This window comes from Streptomyces sp. NPDC026500, from assembly GCF_055567635.1.
Genome location: NZ_JBVHQB010000026.1, coordinates 59,694 through 80,897 on the forward strand (window position 1 = coordinate 59,694; position 21,204 = coordinate 80,897).

A 21,204-nucleotide genomic window follows, 5' to 3' on the forward strand; every position below is an offset into this window, starting at 1 on the left:
GTTTACCCCTCGCGCCCGGGGGCCCCCGGGTCACCCAAACCCCCGACCCCACTGTGTGGGGCCGGGGCTCACACCCCCCCCCGCCACCACACCATCCGCACAACCGAAGCAAGAGAGAATCCGTGAGCATGACCGACCGCGAACCGCAGGCCCTCGATGTCCTCGACGACGCCGGACGAAAGGTGCTGTTCACCGAGGCCCGCACCGCGAACACCTTTGCCGAGGTGGCCGTTGCCGACGACGAACTCGCCATGATCTGGGAACTCGCCCGCTGGTCGCCGAGCGCCGCCAACGGCCAGCCTCTGCGCGTGCTCTTCGTGCGCACCCGCGAGGGCAAGGAGCGACTTGTCCGGCATCTCGACGAGGGCAACAGGGCCAACGCTCAGTGCGCCGGTCGTGGCGATCCTGGCGTATGACGTCGACTTCCACGAGCAGATGCCGACAGTCTTCCCGGCTCGCGGCGACATGCTGCGAGCGGCGTTCGCCGACCAGATCGACACGCGCGAGGGCATCGCGGGCTACAACTCGGCGCTACAGACCGGGGTCTTCCTGCTCGCGGTCCGCGCGGCGGGGCTCGCGGCCGGTCCCATGGCGGGCTTCGACAAGGCCGGCGTGGACGGGGAGTTCTTCGCCGGTACCAGCTGGCGCTCGCAACTGGTGGTCAACATAGGTCACCCCGGTGCCGACCCGTGGTTCCCGCGGCTGCCCCGCGTGCCCGTCGAGGACGCCGTCGCCTATGCCTGAGGGCACGGACACCCGCCCCTCAAGGGGTGGGTGGGGCCGGTCACCGGCCCCGGCCCGGAAACGACCCGAGTTCGCCCCGCCGGACGACCGCCGACATCGCCCGGAATGCCGCGCCGACCTCAGTCAAGCGGTAACCGGCTCTGTGACATGCCTTCTTGGGACGCCGCCCGCGAACCGGACCAGTGACCGGACTTCGGCGGAGGATTGAGCAGTGCGCTGCCGTTCGGAGTGGCCCTGGACGACGTTGTGAACGGCTGCGCGCACGGGCGGGTACGCCGTACGTTTGCCCCATGGACGCGCTCACCTGGATCTCGGCGGCCGTGGCGTTGGCCAGTGCCGCAACGACGGCGTTCTTGGGGTACGGCAGTAGCGGCGGATAGTCGCTGTAGAGCGGCTCAACTACATGAACCAGTACGGCGCACCGCTCGCCTGGGCGGCATTCGATTTGCAAAGCCGCCTGTACAACATCCTGTATGGCAGATACTGAGCCCTCTTCCTCACGCAGGGAACGGAGGAAGACGCGGAACTCGCCCGGCGCAGCACGGTGTTCGTCATCCGAGTACCTGGGCTGGGTCGAAATCCTCCGGCGTGAAGTGCAGTTTCTAGACCTCGGCAGCAGCGGCCCCAACCGCCGGGTCATGACGCAGCTGTCCCAGGTCGCTGAGACCTTCAACCGGTCCACCCGGCGCCGCGACGAACTGCGGCTGTTCCGCATCCAGCAGCGCGCCATCGGCAGCGTCATGATCCACCCGGACAGCGAGCCGGGCCGTCGACGCTGCCTGGACTACGCCGAGTTCTGTGACGCCCTCGATGACAATGACCGCTTCAGAGCAGCGGTGTGGTGTCGGCGTTCGTATTCGTCGGGGCTGAGGTGCCCGTTGGCGGAGTGTTCGGCGACGGGTGTTGTAGCGGGTCAGCCAGGCGAAGACGGTCCTGCGGCAGGTGTCGGCGTCACCGTAGTCGTGGGCGCCCTGGAGGGTCTCGCGTTTCAGGGACGCGTGGAAGCTTTCGCAGGCCGCGTTGTCGGCACTGGTGCCGACCGCGCCCGTCGACCGTGTGACCCCGAACTGGTCGCAAAGGCCGGCGAAGGCCCGGGATCCGTTATTGGGCCCCGTGGTCGAAGGGGATTCGGAAGGGCATGTAACAGGCAGGCGTATATACAACTCCCGGCCGCTGTCGTCGGGTTGCGGGCAGGCCACCAACGGCTCCGCCTCGCTCGCGGCCTCGCGAGGCAGGGCGAAGCTCCTAACGCTCATCACAACTCAGCCACATAATCTCCATGATGAACACATGGGGGTCATGATCGCGCTCATGAAACGCACCCTCACCGTCGCAGCCGCCGCCCTCCTCCTCGCCGGCCTCGCGGCCTGCGGCAGTACCAAGACAGACGCCAGCGGATCGTCTGCGAGACCCGAGGCCGCGAAGCCCAGCTCCACCGCGAGCAAGGCCGCCGAGAAGAGCAAGCCGCTGACCGCCCGCACCGCATTCGACAAGCTCTCCGCCGACGTCACCACTGCGAAGCTCACCGGCACCGTCACTGCCGAGAACGACCCGAACGACCTGCTCGGCCGACCCAACCAGTACACGTCGAAAGTCACCTTCACCGACAGCCGTATCTCCGCCGACGACGTGAGCGGCACCGAGAAGGGCGACGCCGACCGCGGCGGCTCGATCGAGGTGTTCGGCAATGCCGTAGACGCCAAGGCTCGCGCCCAATACATCCAGACGGTGACGAAGTCGATGCCTGCCCTGTCGGAATACGACTACGTCCATGGCGCCGTGCTGGTGCGTGTGTCGCACCACCTGACGCCGAAGCAAGCCGGGGACTACAAGTCGGCGACGGCCAACCTCGGCTGAGGCCCGGCGGGCAGTCGGCAGGCGCTCTGGACGATCCAGTACTACGTGCCAGACCCGCAGTACGGCCGGGCTCGGCGTCGTCGGCGACGTGGTCCAGCGCGCAGAATCATTCGACGCTGCCGCGCTGGTGCCGGGATGAGCACGTGCGCAGGTGCTCAGGCGTCGCTCAGGCCCTCGGCGTCGGCGACGTGCGTGGCATCATCGGCCGCGGCGTCCCCTCGGCCGGTGCAGCGGGCCGCCTGGACGGCCTCGCCAGTGGCCGTATCCGATCGGTGCGCGGTCGAGATGGCCGACCCTCCGGAGGCATATTCGCCCAGGGTGCGCTGCTCCGGCCTTGCGCGCGTCATGCCATGCCCCTTATAACCGTCCGTGCAGGCATCGGTGGGGATGGCCGGAAATGGCAGTTGCCGCCGGCCAGGGGGATCCTCAGCTCCGCCGGGATCAGACAGCAGCGTACGCAGACCCACGCAGACCCACGGAGACCCGAGGACATGACCGACAACGCCTTTCGCGATGCCATGACCCGCCTTGCCGTCGACCCCGCCTTCAGGGCCGAACTCGACGGTGACACCGAGGAGGTGGCCCGAAGACTCGGCCTGACACCCGCGCAGGTCGGCGAGCTCCGTGCCCTCCGCGTCGAGTCCGGCACCGCCGGGGGACCGGCCGCACTCGACCCGCGGCTGTCCAAGTCGTCCCTGTTCTTCGGGGGCGCGGCGCACGCGCTGGCGCACCATGACGTTCCGGATGTCCCGGCCGACCACGTGTCCGGTGACCACGCCTCCGTCGGCCACGCGCCCGACGTGGCTTTCCCCGCTGACGGCCACGAGGGTGCGGGCGGCTTCGACGTCTCCGCCACCGGCGCCCAGAGCCTGCTCGGCGGCGGGCTGGTCCAGGAGTCGCCGGTCGACGTGAGTGGCGGACTCGGTGAGTTCGGCGACTTCGGGGGGTTCGGGAACGAGGACGGAATGGACCTCGGCGGGCTCGGGGGGCATGTAGGTGGGGGTGCCGAGGGCGCCTCGGACGGCGGCTTGGGCGGCTTCGGCGGGTTCGGTGACGGTGGCTCCGACGGCGGGTTCGGTGCTGGCGGTGCCGGCGGCGGGTTCGGCGACGGTGGCTTCGGTATCGGCGGCGCCGATGGCGGTCTGGGCGGGTTCGGCGACGGTGGCTCCGGTACCGGCGGTGTCGGCGGCGGTCTCGGTGATGGCGGGTTCGGTGACGGCGGTGCCGGATCCGGTGGCGACCTCGGCGGGTTCGGCGACCTCGGGGGTCACGGCGGTGGCTTCGGTGGCGAGGGCGGCGGCGACGCCGGTCACTTCGGGCACGGCGGCATCTACGACCGCGGCGAGGGCGGTGACGGCGGCGGGGACAGCGGTGGCGGTGAGGGTGGCGGCGGAGACAGCGGTGGCAGCGGCGGTGGCGGCGACCAGGAGAACACCGGACGCCGGCCCGGCGGCGGTGAGGGCGGCGGTGGCGGCGGCGAAGGCGGCGGTGGCGGCGGTGAGGGCGGCGGCGGAGACAGCGGCGGCGGTGGCTCCTCCGGCGGCGAGGGCGGTGGCCACGGCGGATCCGGCGGCGGCGACGGCGGCGGGGATGGCGGGGGCGGCGAGGAGGGTGGCGGCCACGGTCACGACGGCGGCTCCGGCGGCGGGGGCGAAGGCGGCAGCGGCGGTGGCGGTGGCGGTGGCGACCAGGAGAACACCGGCCGACGCCCCGGCGGTGGTGGTGAACCCGGTGGCGGCGACGACGGCAGCGGTGGCGGCAGCCAGGAGAACACCGGACGTCGGCCCGGCGGCGGCGGAGAACCCGGCGGTGGCGACGGCGGCGGTGGCGAAGGTGGCGGTGGTGGCCGCGCGGGCATCCTCGGCGGCGCCGAGAGCGTACGCGGCGGTGTGAGCACCCCTGGCCTCGGCGGCATCGCCACCCACCTCTCGCCCTCCGCGCCCGGCACCGACACTGACGGCGGCTTCTCCGGCGGAACGTTCCTCAGCGGCTCCGGCGCGGGCTGAGCCGACGCATGCTCTGCCACGCCTGCCGCGTCCACGTGCGGCGCGACTTCCCGTACTGCCTGTACTGCGGCACACTCCGCCGCGGCGCGGCACCGACGTCGTACGCCGCGCCGCACCTGCGCGGCGTCGACGACCCCACCCTGCTGGTCCCGCTCACCGGCCCGGTCACCACACTGGGCCGGGGCGCGGACAGCGACGTCGTCCTGCCCGACGGCAGCGTGTCGCGCCGCCACGCCCGGATCGTCCGCACTGAATCGGGCTTCCGGATCGAGGACCTGGACTCGTTCAATGGCACGGCCGTCGCAGGCGTCGACCTGCACGGCGGCGCCGCCCACCTCGCCGACGGCACCGAGTTGTCCGTCGGCGACGTACGCCTGGTGTTCGAACAGCCCCGCGACGCCCACATCGGCCAGCGCACCCAGGTCGTGGGCACCCAGCTCACCCAACTCCCCACCGCAGGGCCGGAGGTGGCACCGGAGGCGAACGGCCCGCTCACCGCACGTCCCCGCCGCCGCTCCGGCTGGGCGCTCAAGCAGGTGCCCACCGACCGCGGCGAACCCCGCTGGGTGCTGAACAACACCCGCACCGGCGTGTATCTGGAGCTGGACGAGCGCGAGGTCTTCCTCTGGCACGCCGTCGACGGCGAGAACACCGTACGGGACCTGCTGTTCGCGTACGCCGACCGCTTCGGCGAGCTCGCCCTCCCGCGTATCGAGGCGGCGCTCGCCGCGTTCGCGAACGCGGGGCTGCTGCGCGGCCTGCCCGGCCGCACCGAGGAGACGGAACGGAAGGGCTGGCGCCGCGCGGGACGGGCCGTGTACCGGGCACTGCTGAAGCTGGAGATCTCGGTCCCCGGCCTCGACCGGGTCGTGACTCGCCTCTACCACGCCTTCGGCTGGCGCTTCTTCACCCGGACGGGCGTGACCCTGGTCTGGCTGTCGGTGATCGGCGGCCTCGCCGCGTTCTTCGCCGCGCAGGGCCGGCAGCACCTGCTGGACTTCGGCGGGGCGGGCGTCTGGGGCCCGGTGCTCCTCGCCGCCGGATACGTGTCCGCCCTGGTCGTCCACGAGCTGACGCACGCGCTGGCTGTGAAGTCGTACGGCCGCAAGGTCAGGCGCGGCGGGTTCCTGCTCATGATGGGCATGCCGTTCGCGTTCGTGGACACCAGCGACATGTGGTTCGGCACCCGCTGGTCACGCGTCGTCGTCGCGCTGTCCGGGCCGCTGTCGACGGCGGCACTGGCCGGCTGGTGCGCGGCCGGCGCGGCCTTCCTGCCCGCCGGACCGGCCTCGGCCGTCCTCTTCCACCTGGCCTTCGGCCTCTACCTGAACACGCTCTACAACTTCAACCCCCTGATGCCGCTGGACGGTTACCAGGCCCTGACCGACGCACTGCGCGTGCCGCGGCTGCGCGAGGAGGCGAGCGCGTACTTCCGCAAGGGGCTCTGGCAGGACCTGCGCGCGGGCAGCCGGCCCGGCCCACGGCAGGCTGGCATGGCCGCGTACGGCCTCGCGGTCGTCGCCGGTACGTACGGCTTCCTCGTTCTCGCCCTGCTGGCCTGGCGCTCCCGGATCGGCGACCTGCTGGACGGGTGGCTGTCCCCGCCGTGGACCACGGTGATCGAGGCGGTCGTGGTCGGCCTGGTGGCCTTCCCCGTGTGGTCCGCGCCGGTGCGGTGGCTGACGCGCCGTGTGCGCCGCCGCCGTGACGCGAAGGGTGCGGCGCCGGTGCCGACGGTGGGCGCGGCCGTGGAGGGGGCGGCATGACGCAGGGTCCGGGAAGGGCCGAGGGCGGCGAGTGGGCCGTCCCCGGCTACGAACCTGTACGCATGCTCGGCGAGGGCGCCGGCGGACGGGTCGTACTGGCACGGCACACCCCGACCGGCGTGCCCGTCGCGATCAAGTATCTGAGCGAACGCCTGCGCGGCGACCGGGAGTTCCTCACCGGATTCCGCGCGGAGGCCAGGCTGCTGGGTGGGCTGCGGCACCCGTGCGTGGTGCGGCTGTACGAGTACGTCGAGGCGCGCGGCGGTGCCGCCATCGTGATGGAGGCGGTGGACGGCGTCAGCCTCCGCCGGCTGCTGCGCAGGCACGGGACGACCGGCCCCGAGGCCGCCCTGGTCCTGCTCAAGGGCTCGCTGCTGGGTCTTGGCGCGGCCCACGCGGCCGGGGTGGTGCACCGCGACTACAAGCCGGAGAACGTGCTGGTCCGCGCCGACGGCACGAGCGCGCTCGCCGACTTCGGCATCGCCGTACGCACCGGACGCGAGACCGAGGCCGCCGGCACGCCCGCATACATGGCGCCCGAGCAGTGGCAGGGCGAGCCGGCGGGACCGGCGGGCGACGTGTACGCCGCTGCGGTCGTGTTCCACGAGTGCCTGACCGGGCGCCGCCCGTTCACCGGCGACGACGTGACCGCGCTGCGCCTGCAGCACCTGCGGGCCCCCGTCCCCCTGGACGACGTACCCGACCCGGTACGCGGGCTGCTGCGCAGGGGACTGGCCAAGGACCCGGCGGACCGGCCGGGCATCGAGGCGTTCCTAGCCGAGCTGGAACGATCCGCCACCGACGGGTACGGCGCCGACTGGGAGGAGCGCGGCCGCCGCAGACTCGCCGAACTCACCGCGCTGTTGGCCTTGTTGTTCCCGTTCACCGCGACGCTGACGCTCGACGCGCCGGCCCGCGCCCTGACCCTGCTGGGGCGGGTGAAGCGCAGCGGATGGAAGGCCGCCGCCGGGGCGGCCGCGCTGGCGGTCGTGGCGGGCGGGGCGACATCCGTGGCGGCCCGTCCGCACGACACGGCGACCACGGTGGCCAGTTCGGTGCCGTCGGGGACCAACTTGACCACGCCACCCGCCACTTCGTCCTCCGATTCGCCGACTGCCGTCCCGAGCACGGCCGACGGCACGCCCTCGGCCACCCCCTCGGCCACCCCGGAGAGCCCGTCGGCCTCGCCCACGACCTCCGGGAGTACGGCCCCGCCGGCGGAGCCGCCCACACCGACGACCGCGCCCCCGGCCTCGCCCACACCCGGCACGGTCACGATCACCATCGGTTCCTGGCAGCGAGGGCAGACCCCGGGGACGCTGATCGCCGACGTCACCGTCGACACCACCGGGACCGGGCCCGTGACCGTCACGGCGGACTACTACGTCGACACGCCCGCCGATTCCTATGGAAACCGGACCAAGGTGCTGTCCGGCGGCACGCATTACCCCGTGACCTTCGAGGCGGACTTCTCCAACCACCCGTGCCGGGGCACCTGGATGGTCACGCTCACCACCACTCCGGCCGCCGCGAACGGACCGCAGACAGCCTCCCTGGACGCTCCGCCGTGCTGAGCGGCGACGAGCGACGGCGAGAACGGATCGACATGACGACAACCACCACGGTCGCCGGGCGCCCCCTGTCGGGCTGGACGCGGGACGCACGCCACGGCACCTGGCACGCGCTGCTCCCGGGCCGGTCCGGCGAGTCCGAGCTCGGCGCGCTGCGCATCGACCGTGCCCTGCTCGCACCGGAGGGCACGCGTGAGCGGCTCGCGGCGGCCGTGCTGGCCGTCGCGAAGCTCCGGCTGCCCGGGGTGCTCGGCACGGTCGACCTCGTCGCGGAGGCCGGGGAGGTGTGGCTGATCACCGCCCGGCCACCGGCTCCCACCCTCACGGACCTGCTGGCCCGCGGGGGCAGGGGCCCCGACGCGGGCAGCGCGGCCAGTGTCCTGAACGAGACCGCGCAGAGCCTGCTCGCCCTGCACGCGGCCGGCCTCGCCCACGGGGGGCTGGACGCGGACACCGTCGTCCTCGCCCCGGACGGCGTCGCCCTGCTCGCCGAGGCCGCGCTGGGCACGGTGCTGGGCGACACGCCGGACTCCGCGCGCCGCGAGGCCGACATCGCGGCCTGGGCCGGCCTGTCCCGCACCCTCGGCGAGGCCTGGGCGGCCACCGGCACCCCCGCGGCCGCCCTGTTCGCGCACTGTTCCGCCACCGCCGGTTCCGAGGGACTCGCGGCGGCCCGAGCAGCACTGGTCGCCGGGCGCGCGGCGCTACCGGCGGGCTTCCTGCGCCGTACGGAACTCCGCGCGGCGGTGGCCGCGGCGAACCCGGCGATCACCACGACACCGACGGCGGACGAGACGGGGGCGGACGCCCAGCGCGTGCGCCCCCAGGAGGGGGGATGCGAAGCCGCCGGTTTCGAGACCGCCGGTTCCGAGGCCGACGGTTTCGAAGCCGCTGGTTTCGAAGCCGATGGTTTTGAAGCCGCTGGTTTCGAAGCCTCCGGTTGCGACGTCGCTGGTTTTGAAGCCGCAGAGTCCGAGGGCGCGGAGTCCGAGGGCGCGGGTGCCGTGGACACGGGTTCCGAGGGCGCGGGTGCCGTGGACACGGGTTCCGAAGGCGCAGGCCCCGGGGACGTGGTCCCGGAAGTGGACAGGCCCAGGCACGCCGTGCCGGACGAGCAGCTCACCATGCCCAGCCGCACCCGCTCCGCCCCGCACCAGCCTCGCTTCGTCCCGCACCAGTCCCGCTCCGCCCCGAACCAGCCCCACCGCACTGCCTCGGACGACAAGGCCACGGCCTCGGATGACCAGGCCACCCTTCTCGGCAAACGCAACCGCACCCCCGCCGGACCTCTGACAGCGACCCCCACCGAGGCAACGACGCCACCCCCGGCCGGCGAAGACGACGGCGAGATCCTCCTGCGCTTCGGCCCCGGCGTCCCCGTCGAGGCCCAGGACGTCCTCCGCGCCCAGTGGCGCACCGCACCCGTACCACCTCACCGCCGCCCCCACCGTCGAAGATGGCGTGCCTGGATCGCCACGACCGCCTTCCTGACCGCCGCGGCCGTTCTCCTCTGGCTGCTGTTGCGCCCGTCCCCCGCCCCGACGGTCACCGCTGTCGAAGTCCGGGCGCCCGCAGGGCGGTTGCACTGCGGACAGACCGCCGATCTGGTCGGCGTCGTGACCACCGACGGCCGCGGCGGCCCGGTGACGTACCACTGGCTGCGCAGCGACGGCCACGACTCCGGCGAGCTGGTCCACATGGCCCGCCGGGGCGACCGCATGGTCACCGTGCACCTCCGCTGGACGGTCCGCGGCCCCGGCAGCTTCCGGGGAACCGCCCGCCTGCGGATCGCGCACCAGAGCAAGCCGACCGAGGCGGAAGGGACCTTCAGCTACGCGTGCTCCTGACTGACCCGGCCACCGCCTCGACAGCCGGACCAGCGGCGAGCAGCGTCGCGAGCGCCGCGTCCTCATAGGTGAACGGGGTGCGGCCCGGGGACGCTGTCCTCGCCAATACTGTTGGCGCCCTGGCGGCCACCACGGCGTTGACCGTGGCGTCGTGTGGTCGATCTCCTGGAAGCCGCGGGCGTCAGGCCGGGCGAGGCATCAGCGGTGCCAGTACTTGACGCCGCAGGTGGCCGCGGATGGCACGCGAGGAATACGGCCAGAACGGCAGGGGCCGGGTCCGTGGTCTGCCCTGGCCAGTGCGGGGCACCGTCTCGAAAGCAGGGGAGGCTGGGTGAATGGACGTCAGGTCAGATGCGGCATGACTTCGGTGGCGAAGAGCCGCATCGAGTCCAGCTGGGTGGCCTCGTGGAAGTAGAGGACGAAGTACTCGATTCCCGCGTCCACGAGGGCGCCGAAGGTCTCCACCAACTGCTTGGGTGTGCCCACGGCATTGTGTTCCGCGAGCTCTGCGCGGGTTTGCCCTTTCAGGTGGGGGGCGGTCATCCTCGTGATCCCGGCCTCGTCGGGGGCGACGAACACGGACAGCGTGGCCGTGCGCAGGATGTCGTCGTAGGCGCGGCCGACGTCGGCGCAGTGGCGCGCGAGCACGTCGAGCTTGTGGCGGTAGAACTGCGGATCGGTGTGGTCGGTCAGGTTGCAGGCGTCCGCGTACTGCGCGACCAGGCGCAGGGTGACCTTCTCGCCGCTGCCGCCGATCAGCAGCGGGATGTGCGGCTGCTGCACGCCGGTGGGCACGTTGACGGCGTCGCGGACCTGGTAGTAGCGGCCTTCCAGGGTGCTGCGCGGGGACCGCAGCATGGAGGTGACCACCTGGGCGGCCTCGCCGAGGCGGCGCAGCCGCTCGCCGGTGGTGGGGTAGGGCGCGGGATAGCCGTAGGCCTCGTACTCGCGCTGGTCCCAACCGGCACCGAGGCCGAGCAGGGCACGGCCGCCGCTGGCGGCGTCCAGGGTCGCCGCCATCTTGGCCAGCAGGGCCGGGTTTCGGTAGCTGTTGCAGGTCACCAGTTGTCCGAGGCGGACCCGGCGGGTCTCGCGGGCGAGTGCGGCAAGGCTGGTCCAGCACTCGAACACGGTCTCCTCTTCCGCTTGGACCGGCTGGAGGTGGTCGTACAGCCAGACCGAGTCGAAGCCGAGCTCCTCCGCCTCACGGGCGACAGCGACCAACGCCTCGAACTGCTCGACCGGGTCGGCGAGATGGCCGAGATCCAGCCGCCAGCCCTGCGGCACCACCGCGCCCCAACGGATTTCCGACATGCCCGCACACCCTCTCGCCCGTATCCGCCACGGTCCTGTCGGCACCACGGGGGAGGAAACTGACACGACCGTCGAGGCTAGCCCGCGCTCAGCACCCCTGCAAGTTCTTGCAGCAAGTGCATGTAACGTTGCCCCGTCGCTCCACTGGTGTGATCCCCGCGGAGGCGACACCCCGTGACTCCGACCCGGCGCGAGAGTTGCAGCAGGCCGGTGCGACGTTCAACCAGCTTTTGGACTCGGCTGACGCTGACGACTTGCCTGCCGGAGCAGCGGAAGCCGTTGGACCAATGAGCAGTTGCTCTACCACATGCTGTTCGGCTACATCGTCGTGTAGGCGCTGCTGCTCCTGGTGCGTCTATTTGGTCAAGGACCTGATGACCCTCGAAGACGTGTACCGCTATCCCACTCAGCACTTTGACTTCCACCGCGACCAACTCACCTTGGGCACCCCGTCCTGACCCGCACCGCAGGGTTGTGGGCTGCACGACCGCGTGCCGTGGCCGATCGCACGCTGCGGCCGTGAAGGCACTGAATCAGTCCTGGCAGCCTGCAGCTTGATGCCGCCTCGGCTTCCGCGAATGCGGGTGCGGGATCGGCGGTGGTCTCTGCTGGTGTGCAGTAGGCGCTGCCCCGCCGCCCACACGGTGCACCCGGACGTCACACCTTTCTGCCGAACAGCCGGGTGATGTCGTAGACGAAGGAGCAGCCCGATCAGTGTGATCAGCGTGGCGATCACGGCGGCCGCGGCGCTCACCTCTCGCCTGCGCTTGGGCGGTCAGGGCCAGCTCGGTCCGGTGTGGTGGTCGTGCTTGTGCAGCGGGTCCTCGTTCCTGTCGGCGCGGTGCTGATCGTGGCTGCCGTACATGTCTTGGCCAAGGACGCTGCGCATCGTGAGGAACACCATCAGTGGCCAGGTGGCGGCGAGGTCGAGCCATGGGGATCCAAGCGATGATCGAGGACCCGGACGCCGACGACGTCGATCGCGGCGGCGAGGGCCTACATGCCGCAATTGCGCTGGTCCATCATCGGCCTCCTTCGGCCGAGGGCATCGGCCGCAACCGGCGCGGTCAGCGGGCTTCAGGGTTTGGTGAGAGGTTCGGCGCGCAGTGCGTTCAGGCGGCGCTGGTAGTCGTCCTCGTCGATCTCGCCGCGGGCCAGCCGCTCACGAAGGATGTCCTCGGCGGAGGCCATGGCCGGAGCGTGGGTGTGCTCTTGGGGCCGGTTGAGGTTGCGGAAGAGAAGCACGGCGACTGTGATGATCAGCGCCCAGAAGAGGATGCTCGACGACCCGGCACTCGGTCGGCTCCCGCCCGGTGAAGGATGTGCCGAACTCGGTGTTCAGCCGGTCCGCCACGTCCTGCGGCAGGGGCCAGGCCAGGGCAGTGATACCGGACGGGCGGGCGGCGAGCAGGGCGGCGTCGGTGGCTCGCCGTTCGTCCCGGTGTCCCGTGACGCCCCCCCGTGTCGCACACGAGTAGGTGGCTCGGATGCTCCTCACGGATCAGGCGAATCACCTGCTCGATGAGTCGGTGCGGCGGGACGTCGTCCAGACCGCCGTCCGGGTGCTCGGCCAGTTTCCACGGGCTGGACGCCCAATTCCCTTGCGATGCAGGCGAGTTCGTCCGAGCGGACTTTATGCAGGTCGCCGGGTCTGCCGTGCAGGGTGGACGCCTTGCCGTGGGTGAAGCAGAGCACCGCTGTGGGTACGCCGCCGTCGGACAGCAGGGTGAGGAGGCCGCCCAGCCCGAACGACTCGTCGTCGGGATGGGCGTCCACCGCCAGCACGCGCCGTACTCCGTCCGGCAGGCCGGGGAGGGTGCCGGCCATCTCAGGTGTAGATGATCTGGCCGCCGGCCGCGCGCTCGTAGAACTCGCCGACCGTGATGATGCCCTGGACCTGCTCGACGAGGTCGTCCTTGTCGAGTTCGAAGAGGTCCACCGACGCCTTGCAGGCGTAGATGCCCGCGCCGGTGTCCGAGATCATCTCGATGAACTCGGGGATCGGCGGGATGTCGAGCTTGTCCATCTTGCGTTCCATGTAGCGGGTGATCAGGTCGGGCACTCCCGGCATGCCGCCCAGCAGGGTGGGCAGGTGCAGGCCGGGGTTGCCGACGGTGGCCAGCTTGATGTGCTCCCAGCGCTTCTTCGTGATGGCGTCGAGGCCGAAGAAGGTGAAGAACAGGTCGGCATCGATGCCTTCGGCGCGGGCGCCGTTGGCCATGATCAGGGCCGGGTAGATCCCTTCCAGGGATCCCTTGGAGACGATGATCGAGACCTTCTCGATCGTGGCGGTTACGGCCATGACGGCACGCTCCTCGATGGCAGGGACGATGGCTGGGATGTCAGATGCAGCCGCGCGGCTTGGGGATGCCGGCGATCTTCGCGGCGGTCTTCGCCGGGCCCTTGGGGAAGAGCTGGTAGAGCTCCTTGACGCTCACGCCGGAGGTCTTGCCGAGGACGCGAACGGTGGGGCCGGTGCCCTTTTCCGCGTATTGGGCGCGCATGAAGCGGATGACCGTCCAGTGCTGGTCGGTCAGCGTCTCGATGCCTGCCTCGCGGGCGATCTGCTCGGCCATGGGTTCGGTCCACTGCGCGGGGTCGGTGAAGAAGCCGTCGTCGTCGACGGGGACGGCTGTCTCGCCGTAGGTGGCGGTGGGCATGGCTGCGTTCTCCTTCATTCAGACGTTCAGACGTTCAGACGTTCAGACGTTCAGGCGTGGACGTGGTGCTTGCCGCGATCGGGCATCGCCGAGTCGATGCCGGGCAGTTCCCGGCCGGGCAGGAGGCTGTGCCAGTACAGCCACTCGAAGGCGAGCTTGCCGAGGTGGTTGGCGTGCGACTCCTTCAGCAGCGGCAGTCCGACGGCGGCCGGGAAGTGACCCGGCAGCGGTTCGGTGTCGTAGTTGAAGTCGATCAGCAGCGCCTTGTGGAAGCCGGTCTCGACGAAACAGTTGGTGTGTCCGTCGAAGGTGGCGTCCAGCGGCTGTCCGGCCAGGAAGCGGCCGATGTTGTGGGTGAGCGTCTCCCCGGCGAAGTGCGCCACCGAGCCGGCCTTGGACGCCGGCAGTCCGGCCGCGTCGCCGATCGCGAACACCTCCGGACGCTTGGGGTGTTGGAGGGTGTGCTGGTCGACGGGGATGAAGCCCAGTTCGTCACCGAGGCCCGGGGAGCGGCCGACGTACGATGCGCCGCCGTGCAGCGGCACGACCACTGCCAGGTCGAACGGGACTTCGCGCGCGTCGTACGAGACCAGTCGGCCGCCTTGGCCGTCGACCTCTCCGAGCGTGAACTCGGTGACCAGTTCGATGCCCTTCTGCTCCAGCAGCCCGCCGAGCGCCTTCGCCGCGACCGGCTTGGTGAAGGCGCCGTCCAGTGGGGTGACATAGGTCAGCTCGACCCGGTCACGGATGCCGCGCCGCCGGAAGTACCAGTCGGCCAGGAAGGCGAACTCCAGTGGCGCCACGGGGCATTTGACCGGCAGATCGGCCACGTTCACCACGACGCGCCCGCGCTCGAAGCGCTCAAGGGCGTGGTGCAGTCCGACGGCTCCGGGCAGGTCGTAGAAGGTGAAGACCTTCTCGCCCCAGCCGGGGCCGATCAGCCCCTCGGTCTCCTCCGGGAGGAGTGCGGCTCCTGTGGCTACCACGAGGACGTCGTAGGTCAGCCGTATGCCGCCGCCGAGGTACACCGTCCGCGCGTCCAGGTCGACCCGCTCGATCTTCGCCCGCTTGTAGTCGACGGCGGTGTTCAGCTGGCGCGGGCGGGACCGGACGAGGTGGTGCGGCTCAGCCATGCCGAAGGGGACGAACAGCAGGCCGGGCTGGTAGACGTGGTCGTCGTCCTGGTCCACGACGGTGATCCGGCATGCGCGCTCGTCGTACATGCGGCGCAGCCGGTTGGCGGCCAGCGTGCCCGCGGTGCCGCCTCCGAGTATCACGATGTGTGTGCCCATGTCCCCACTGTCGTAGGGGAGATGAGGCCCGGGCATGGGCCACTGGTCCCACGCCGGTACCCACCCGGGTATATCTTCGCTCCGCCTCTCCGGCCCCGCACGCTGCACGCCTGCCACGTATGCACCGAAAAAATACCCACTAGGGTATACCTTCTAGGTGGTCGGTGCGAGGGCCGAACGGGCCCCGTCTCACCCCGTCGGCCTCTCGATCAGTGGTGCGGTTCGCGGTCGACTGGAACTGGCAGCAGTCGACGCCGAAGAGAAAGGGCCCGGCCATGACCGGCACCGCACCCCAGGCCATCACCCCGAACCAACCGCCGCAGGCGGAGGCGCACCGCTTCGAGGTCACTCACGTCGACCGCGACATCTACACCGTGGACATCCGCGGCCATCACTTCCAGGTCGACCAGCCTCTCGAAGCCGGCGGCTCGGACATCGCGCCCACTCCCACCGAGTTGTTCGCCGCCTCCCTGGCCACCTGCGTCGCCTTCTACGCGGGCCGTTTCCTCCACCGCCACAGCCTGGACCAGGCCGGACTGCGCGTCCGTACGGAATTCACTATGGCCACCGACCGCCCTGCCCGGGTGGGCTCCTTGCACGTCACGATCATTCCGCCGCCCGGGCTGACCGAGCAGCGCCGCGCGGCCCTGCTCGCCGTGGCCTCGCGCTGCACGGTCCACAACACCCTGCACCAGCCACCCGAGATCGACATCAAGCTCGCGTCATGAGCACGCCGATCGCCGCACCTGTGACACCGCTCGTGGACCGCATCCGCCGCGGCCTGATCGGCGATGACGAAGTACTGGAGGGCCCCTACGGGCCGCGTCGTCTCGTCTACGCCGACTACACCGCCTCCGGCCGTTCCCTCGGTGCCACTTCCATGGGCGCCCCGAAGCCCGGGGTTCAGCCGTTGCGCAGAGCGGCGAAATGCGGCGCCCCAGGCGTCGGTGACGAGGACGCGGCGCTCGCGAGTCTGTCGCGACTCGGGCAGGGCGCGGCGGGAGCACCCACGTCCATGGCGCCGAGTTCACGGAGCGAGTGCGTGCCCTGCAAGGCATCAATGGCGGCAGGTGACTGAGCCGGCCTCGGCCCGTGTGGTTATTCACGGTCGACGCCGTCCCGAAACGGGACGTACAGTACCCCTAGGGGTATTTTCGAGGAGTGATCGTGGAACTGGAACTCGCGGGTGCGGACCTTAAGGCCGTACTGAACCGGCTGCGCCGCGCGCAGGGTCAGATCTCCGGCGTGATCCGGATGATCGAAGAGGGGCGCGACTGCGAGGAAGTCGTCACGCAGCTCGCCGCCGCCTCACGCGCACTCGATCGGGCGGGATTCGCGATCATCGCTACCGGCCTGCAGCAGTGCGTGGCGGACATCGACTCCGGTCGGCAGAACGGTGAGGACTCGGTCGTCATGCGCGCCCGGCTGGAGAAGCTGTTCCTGTCGCTGGCGTAAGAGTTCATTCCGCTGAGGCCGCAACAGGCCAGCGGCGACCAGCATGAACCCGGCGACCGCCGGCAGCCACAGCGCGAAGATCCGGCGACGCGTAGACCTGGAGGTCTTCGAGGACGCACGCCGGACGTTCCACCGGCCGACGATCACGACCGTGCCGACTCCGCCACCGGGCGCACGCCTCACGACATTGGCTCCCCGTGAAGAACTTCCTCGGGGCCAATGGCCGTGACACCGATCCACGGACTCCCGGAGAAATCCACATCGGGCCGGAACGACCTGAAAGCACCTGCCGAGCACCTGCTGATGAAGGGCGTCTCGTCCCGCGCCCTGCGAGCCGAAGAGAAGGACCGACGCCATGCGCTACGACCGCACAGTGCACCTCGACACCGACTTCGCCACTACCGTCGCCCGCACCCGCGACGCCCTCGCGGAGCAGGGGTTCGGGATCCTCACAGAGATCGACGTCACCGCGACCCTCAAGGCGAAGCTCGACCAGGACATGGAGGACTACGTCATCCTCGGCGCCTGCAACCCACCCCTCGCGCATCGCGCCCTGGAGCCCGACCGCTCGATCGGCCTGCTGCTCCCGTGCAATGTGGTCGTCCGCAGGGACGGCGACCGTACGGCCGTCCAGGCCCTCGACCCGAACACCATGGTCGCTCTCAGCGAACTCGAGGCTCTGCGCCCCGTCGCCGAGGAGGCCGCCCGTCGCCTCGATGCCGCCCTCGCGTCACTTACCGCAGCCGATACCGACAGCTGAGATCCCTGGACGAGTAGAGACCCTGCTTTTCGCTGCCACCTCGGCCACCGGGCGAATCGTCGATGAACCTGACGCACCTTGAACGTCCCGGTCCACCTGACAGCGTGGGTGACCAGGTGCCACAAGACACCTGTGAGCAGCACCAGGCGATTTGGGCGCGGCGGCCGGGGGCATCAGCTGAAGTCATCGACGCGGCAGCGGTGACCGACAGCCGCAGAAACGCCCCTCACCACCCGAATCACGCCTCAGCGCCTGTCCCGGGCGCCAGCGGCGTACACGACGGGTCGGCTCTTCTCCGCGGCAGAAGGGCTTGATCACACGTACTGGCCTACACCGCCGGCAGGGCCTGGATCGAGGCGCTGCGCATCGACCACGCCAACCACTTCCTGGGTCTGCGCCTGAACGACTACGTCTCCCTCGCGCCGTTCACCGGGGCGCTGGAGTACCTGATCGCCACCCGCCGCCCTCGCCCGAGCGACAACGCTCCGTACCCCGGCGCGGTGGGGGGGCGACGAAGCCATGCCGCCGGTCGCGACCGGCGTTTCTGGCCGCGAGAGAGCCTGACCGCGGCTCCGGGGACCGACATATCCACGCTCCAGCCAGCGCCTCTTCCCGAAACCGGCGCCTCGACCCCCGCTGCCGCCTCCCCGCGGCGCCCCTGGACAGGCCCCGGCCGTGGGCAGAGCCGGCCTGCACCGGCCCGCTGAGTGGGCCGACACCCCCACCCGCAACGCAGCGCCCGCCCACCGCGCCGCCGCCCTCCGCTGCGTGCACTTCAGGCCGTCTTGGCTTTGGCATTCTTGGCCCGCCGCACCTGGGCGTGGGTGCTGAGCGTCTGGTATCCGATCGCGGCCTTCGCCGTCATCCCGGCCACCGCGAACCACTTCGTCGCCGATGCCGTCGCGGGGATCGGCAGCCTGGCGGTCGGCTTCTTCGTCCAGGTGCTGCTCACTGGACTCCCCGTCTGCCCTGCGCCGCTCCGGCATGCCTGAACGGTCGGCCAAGCCTTGACCCAGCGTCTCCATGGGCCCACAGCTCGGCCACGGCCGTCCGGCCGGCCCACAGGTCGGGGCGGGCGTCACGGCCTGACAGCCCGGTGACCGCGGCGGCATCGGCCTCCTGAGCGGCCATTGCTGGAATTGCGAGACCTTGCCGCGCAGGCGAAGCGGCCCGCAGTCGACGGCCGGACCGAGGCCGAAACCCGGACCGGAATATACCCCCGGGGGTACCAATGTTAGAGTGCATATACCCCGGGGGGTACATTCAGCGGGAAGGAAGCATCTCCGTGTTCTTCATCGACACCATTGAGCTCGAGGGCCTGGGCAACCGCAGCTACCTGGCCGGCGGCACGCAGACGGCCGTGGCGGTGGACCCGCCGCGCGATGTCGACCAGGTACTGGCGGCCGCCGCGCGCCGGGGGGTACGGATCTCGCACGTGGTGGAGACGCACATCCACAACGACTACGTCACCGGCGGTCTGGAACTGGCGCGGGTCACGGGCGCCTCCTACCTGGTGCCCGCCGGGGCGCGCGTGTCGTTCACGCGGGTCCCGGTGACCGACGGCGACACCGTCACCGTCGATGGCGAGCTGGAGCTTCGGGCGGTCGCCACCCCGGGCCACACTCCCCACCACACCTCCTACGTCCTGCAGGACCAGGGGCAGCCGGTGGCCGCCTTCACCGGCGGCTCCCTGCTCATCGGCACGGTGGGCCGTCCTGACCTGGTCGAGCCACGTCTGACCGAAGGGCTGGCTCGCGCTCAGCATGCCTCCGCACATCGCCTGGCGGCCGAACTGCCGGACGAGACGTCCGTGCTGCCCACGCACGGCTTCGGCAGCTTCTGTTCCTCGGCGCAGGCCGAGGGGGACGCCACCACGATCGGCAAGGAGAAGGCGGTCAACGCGGCTCTGACGACGGACGTGGACTCGTTCGTCGCGCAGCTCCTCGCGGACCTTGACGCCGTCCCCGCCTACTACACGTACATGGGGCCGGCCAACGCCGCCGGTCCCGCGCCCGTGGACCTGACCCCTCCGGCTGTCGCGGACGCCGACGAGATCGCCGTGCGACTCGCGGCCGGTGAGTGGGTCGTCGACCTGCGCAACCGGGTCGCGTTCGCGGAGGGCCACGTCGCCGGGTCGTTCAACTTCGAGGCAGACGGCAAGATCGCAACGTATCTGGCCTGGATGATCCCGTGGGGCAAGCCGGTGACGCTCCTCGCCGAGTCTCCGGAACAACTGGCCGCCGCGCAGCGGGAACTGGTCCGGGTCGGTATCGACCGCCCCGCGGCCGCCGCCACCGGCACGCCGCAGCAGTGGACAGCCGAGGGCGACGCGCTCGCATCCTTCCCCCGCTCCACGTTCGCCGGTCTGGCCGAGCGGGGCACGGACGGCATCGTCGTCCTGGACGTGCGGCGCGAATCCGAACGGGCCGCCAGTCACATTGAGGGCTCTGTGCACATTCCGATCCACCAGCTGCACAAGAGGCTCGGCGAGGTACCGGCCGGCACCGTCTGGGTGCACTGCGCCGGCGGCATGCGCGCTGGTATCGCCGCCTCGCTGCTGGACGCGTCCGGCCGTGCCGTGGTGGCGGTCGACGACGGCTTCGACAACGCCGAGGCCGCCGGACTGGCCATCGGCACCGGCTGACCGCAGCCGACTGGCCCGTACCCGAGAACTCTTCGAGAGGTTGTGTGATGTTCCTTTTCCGTCGCGGCGCGAACCGCGTCACCGTGGACGAGGCCCACCGGCGCACCCAGGGTGCCAACGCCCCGGCTGTCCTGCTGGACGTGCGCGAGCAGACCGAGTGGAACGTCGGACACGCACCCGGCGCCATCCACGCGCCGCTGTCCCGGCTGGCTGCGGGGGCGGACCTGCCGAGCGTGGCCCAGGCGAGGCCGCTGGTGGTGATCTGCCGCAGTGGGCGGCGCTCACAGCAGGCCGCCGAACTACTGGCTCAGCGCGGCTCCGACGCCGTCGACGTCAAGGGCGGTATGCAGGCGTGGGCCGCCGCCGGACACGCCGTCATCGACAAGCACGGGAACGACGGCTCGATAGCATGACCGCCCTGATCCTCGCGCTCGTCGCCGGCGGCGTCATCGGCCTGGCCCTGGGCGGACTCGGCGGAGGCGGCAGCGTCCTCGCCGTCCCCGCCCTGATCTACCTGCTCGACTTCACCCCGGCGCAGGCGACGACGGCCAGCCTCATCATCGTCACCCTCACGTCCGTCACAGCACTCGCCGGGCACGCCCGGGACGGCAACGTGGCCTGGCGCACGGGGCTGCTCTTCGCCGCGGCCGGCATCGTGCCCGCGGTGATCGCCGGAGCCGCCGCCGGCCACCTGCCCAACGCCATGCTGACCGTCGCCTTCGCCCTCATCGCGGCACTCGCCGCCCTGCGCATGCTGCGCCCCGCGCATAACGAGCCATCCGGCCCGGTGAACCCCCGCAAGGCCGCGGCAGCCGGCGCCGGGCTCGGCGCGGTCACCGGATTCCTGGGCGTGGGCGGCGGCTTCCTGGCAGTACCGGCGCTGGTCGGCGTGCTCCGACTGACCATGCGCCGGGCGGTCGGCACCAGCCTCCTGGTCATCACGATCAACTCAATGGCAGCCCTCACCGCACGGGCCGGCTCCGGCACGCACCTGGACTGGGCCGTCATCGCACCGTTCACCGCGGCAGCGATCCTGGGCGCCTGGGACGGCAAACGCCTTTCGAAAAAGCTCAAGGGCCAGACACTTCAGCGGGTCTTCGCCTACGTGCTCCTCGCGGTCGCCCTCTTCATGCTGGTCGATGTGCTCGTCTGACCCGCCCACGGTCACAGGCCCCAAACACCCCGAAGACCCGCCGCCGCGCCCGGTGCAGCCCCTCGGCACCGATCGACAGCACTCCCCACCGGGTGACCGGGTTCCACGACCACCGCGTCCTCACCCACACCCCAT

At 71.0% G+C, this 21,204-nt stretch carries 21 protein-coding genes and 1 pseudogene; 14 read left to right on the plus strand and 8 right to left on the minus strand.

What is annotated here, in order from left to right:
• The first annotated feature begins 128 nt into the window (after window positions 1–128).
• Together ACZ4N5_RS35245 and ACZ4N5_RS35250 are read left to right on the plus strand one after the other, a co-directional pair.
• Window positions 129–416, plus strand: a complete 288-nt coding sequence (locus ACZ4N5_RS35245) for a nitroreductase family protein (protein ID WP_467761106.1) — start codon at window positions 129–131, stop codon at window positions 414–416.
• Complete coding sequence (locus tag ACZ4N5_RS35250) at window positions 397–744, plus strand: nitroreductase family protein (RefSeq protein WP_467761107.1); 348 nt, start codon at window positions 397–399, stop codon at window positions 742–744. Before ACZ4N5_RS35245 ends, ACZ4N5_RS35250 begins: the two co-directional genes overlap by 20 nt.
• 784 nt (window positions 745–1,528) lie before the next feature.
• On the opposite strand, the pseudogene ACZ4N5_RS35255 reads toward ACZ4N5_RS35250, so the two are convergent.
• Window positions 1,529–1,841 (minus strand): annotated as a pseudogene (locus ACZ4N5_RS35255) (integrase core domain-containing protein); the annotation flags it as partial.
• 193 nt (window positions 1,842–2,034) lie between these two features.
• Between ACZ4N5_RS35255 and ACZ4N5_RS35260 the strand changes: the two are divergent.
• Window positions 2,035–2,601, plus strand: coding sequence for a hypothetical protein (locus ACZ4N5_RS35260; protein ID WP_467761108.1), 567 nt, complete (start codon window positions 2,035–2,037; stop codon window positions 2,599–2,601).
• A gap of 155 nt (window positions 2,602–2,756) precedes the next feature.
• Here the strand turns inward: ACZ4N5_RS35260 and ACZ4N5_RS35265 are convergent, their stop codons facing one another.
• A complete protein-coding gene (locus tag ACZ4N5_RS35265) occupies window positions 2,757–4,526 on the minus strand; it encodes a hypothetical protein (protein WP_467761109.1) in 1,770 nt (589 codons plus the stop codon).
• 89 nt (window positions 4,527–4,615) lie between these two features.
• Between ACZ4N5_RS35265 and ACZ4N5_RS35270 the strand changes: the two genes are divergently transcribed.
• Genes ACZ4N5_RS35270 through ACZ4N5_RS35280 form a run of 3 tightly spaced genes read left to right on the plus strand, consistent with a single transcriptional unit; the run spans window position 4,616 to window position 9,791 of the window.
• Window positions 4,616–6,373, plus strand: a complete 1,758-nt coding sequence (locus ACZ4N5_RS35270) for an FHA domain-containing protein (protein ID WP_467761110.1) — start codon at window positions 4,616–4,618, stop codon at window positions 6,371–6,373.
• Window positions 6,370–7,947, plus strand: a complete 1,578-nt coding sequence (locus ACZ4N5_RS35275; protein ID WP_467761111.1) for a serine/threonine-protein kinase — start codon at window positions 6,370–6,372, stop codon at window positions 7,945–7,947. The genes ACZ4N5_RS35270 and ACZ4N5_RS35275 overlap by 4 nt, the downstream gene beginning before the upstream one ends.
• A gap of 32 nt (window positions 7,948–7,979) precedes the next feature.
• Entirely contained in the window at window positions 7,980–9,791 is a 1,812-nt protein-coding gene (locus tag ACZ4N5_RS35280; RefSeq protein WP_467761112.1) for a hypothetical protein, read from the plus strand.
• A gap of 342 nt (window positions 9,792–10,133) precedes the next feature.
• Here ACZ4N5_RS35280 and ACZ4N5_RS35285 read toward each other — a convergent pair whose 3' ends face one another.
• The 6 genes from ACZ4N5_RS35285 to sqr all read right to left on the minus strand — a co-directional run bounded on the left by ACZ4N5_RS35285 (window position 10,134) and on the right by sqr (window position 15,057).
• On the minus strand, window positions 10,134–11,105 hold the full coding sequence (locus ACZ4N5_RS35285; RefSeq protein WP_467761113.1) for an LLM class F420-dependent oxidoreductase: 972 nt from the start codon (window positions 11,103–11,105) through the stop codon (window positions 10,134–10,136).
• Window positions 11,106–12,182: 1,077 nt separating this feature from the next.
• Entirely contained in the window at window positions 12,183–12,296 is a 114-nt protein-coding gene (locus ACZ4N5_RS35290; protein WP_467761114.1) for an SHOCT domain-containing protein, read from the minus strand.
• A gap of 303 nt (window positions 12,297–12,599) precedes the next feature.
• On the minus strand, window positions 12,600–12,932 hold the full coding sequence (locus ACZ4N5_RS35295) for a PIG-L family deacetylase (protein ID WP_467761115.1): 333 nt from the start codon (window positions 12,930–12,932) through the stop codon (window positions 12,600–12,602).
• 1 nt (window position 12,933) lies between these two features.
• A complete protein-coding gene (locus ACZ4N5_RS35300; RefSeq protein WP_327433549.1) occupies window positions 12,934–13,407 on the minus strand; it encodes a DsrE/DsrF/DrsH-like family protein in 474 nt (157 codons plus the stop codon).
• A gap of 40 nt (window positions 13,408–13,447) precedes the next feature.
• The gene (locus ACZ4N5_RS35305) at window positions 13,448–13,765 is read right to left on the minus strand and encodes a TusE/DsrC/DsvC family sulfur relay protein (protein WP_467761116.1); all 318 of its coding nucleotides are present in this window, start codon (window positions 13,763–13,765) and stop codon (window positions 13,448–13,450) included.
• 50 nt (window positions 13,766–13,815) lie between these two features.
• Entirely contained in the window at window positions 13,816–15,057 is a 1,242-nt protein-coding gene (sqr, locus tag ACZ4N5_RS35310) for a type III sulfide quinone reductase, selenoprotein subtype (protein ID WP_467761117.1), read from the minus strand.
• Between the two features lie 275 nt (window positions 15,058–15,332).
• On the opposite strand from sqr, the gene ACZ4N5_RS35315 reads away from it, so the two are divergent.
• The 8 genes from ACZ4N5_RS35315 to ACZ4N5_RS35350 all read left to right on the plus strand — a co-directional run bounded on the left by ACZ4N5_RS35315 (window position 15,333) and on the right by ACZ4N5_RS35350 (window position 21,069).
• On the plus strand, window positions 15,333–15,785 hold the full coding sequence (locus ACZ4N5_RS35315) for an OsmC family protein (protein ID WP_467761118.1): 453 nt from the start codon (window positions 15,333–15,335) through the stop codon (window positions 15,783–15,785).
• Entirely contained in the window at window positions 15,782–16,135 is a 354-nt protein-coding gene (locus ACZ4N5_RS35320; protein ID WP_467761119.1) for a hypothetical protein, read from the plus strand. The genes ACZ4N5_RS35315 and ACZ4N5_RS35320 overlap by 4 nt, the downstream gene beginning before the upstream one ends.
• 89 nt (window positions 16,136–16,224) lie before the next feature.
• Window positions 16,225–16,512 carry a metal-sensitive transcriptional regulator gene (locus ACZ4N5_RS35325; RefSeq protein ID WP_467761120.1) on the plus strand — a complete coding sequence of 96 codons (288 nt, stop codon included), beginning with the start codon at window positions 16,225–16,227 and terminating at the stop codon, window positions 16,510–16,512.
• A 355-nt stretch (window positions 16,513–16,867) separates the two neighbouring features.
• On the plus strand, window positions 16,868–17,272 hold the full coding sequence (locus ACZ4N5_RS35330) for a DUF302 domain-containing protein (RefSeq protein ID WP_467761121.1): 405 nt from the start codon (window positions 16,868–16,870) through the stop codon (window positions 17,270–17,272).
• Between the two features lie 785 nt (window positions 17,273–18,057).
• Complete coding sequence (locus tag ACZ4N5_RS35335; RefSeq protein WP_467761122.1) at window positions 18,058–18,264, plus strand: phosphatase PAP2 family protein; 207 nt, start codon at window positions 18,058–18,060, stop codon at window positions 18,262–18,264.
• Window positions 18,265–18,557: 293 nt separating this feature from the next.
• Window positions 18,558–19,916 carry a rhodanese-like domain-containing protein gene (locus ACZ4N5_RS35340; protein WP_467761123.1) on the plus strand — a complete coding sequence of 453 codons (1,359 nt, stop codon included), beginning with the start codon at window positions 18,558–18,560 and terminating at the stop codon, window positions 19,914–19,916.
• Window positions 19,917–19,963: 47 nt separating this feature from the next.
• On the plus strand, window positions 19,964–20,329 hold the full coding sequence (locus ACZ4N5_RS35345) for a rhodanese-like domain-containing protein (RefSeq protein ID WP_467761124.1): 366 nt from the start codon (window positions 19,964–19,966) through the stop codon (window positions 20,327–20,329).
• The gene (locus tag ACZ4N5_RS35350; protein ID WP_467761125.1) at window positions 20,326–21,069 is read left to right on the plus strand and encodes a sulfite exporter TauE/SafE family protein; all 744 of its coding nucleotides are present in this window, start codon (window positions 20,326–20,328) and stop codon (window positions 21,067–21,069) included. The genes ACZ4N5_RS35345 and ACZ4N5_RS35350 overlap by 4 nt, the downstream gene beginning before the upstream one ends.
• Window positions 21,070–21,204 lie beyond the last annotated feature (135 nt).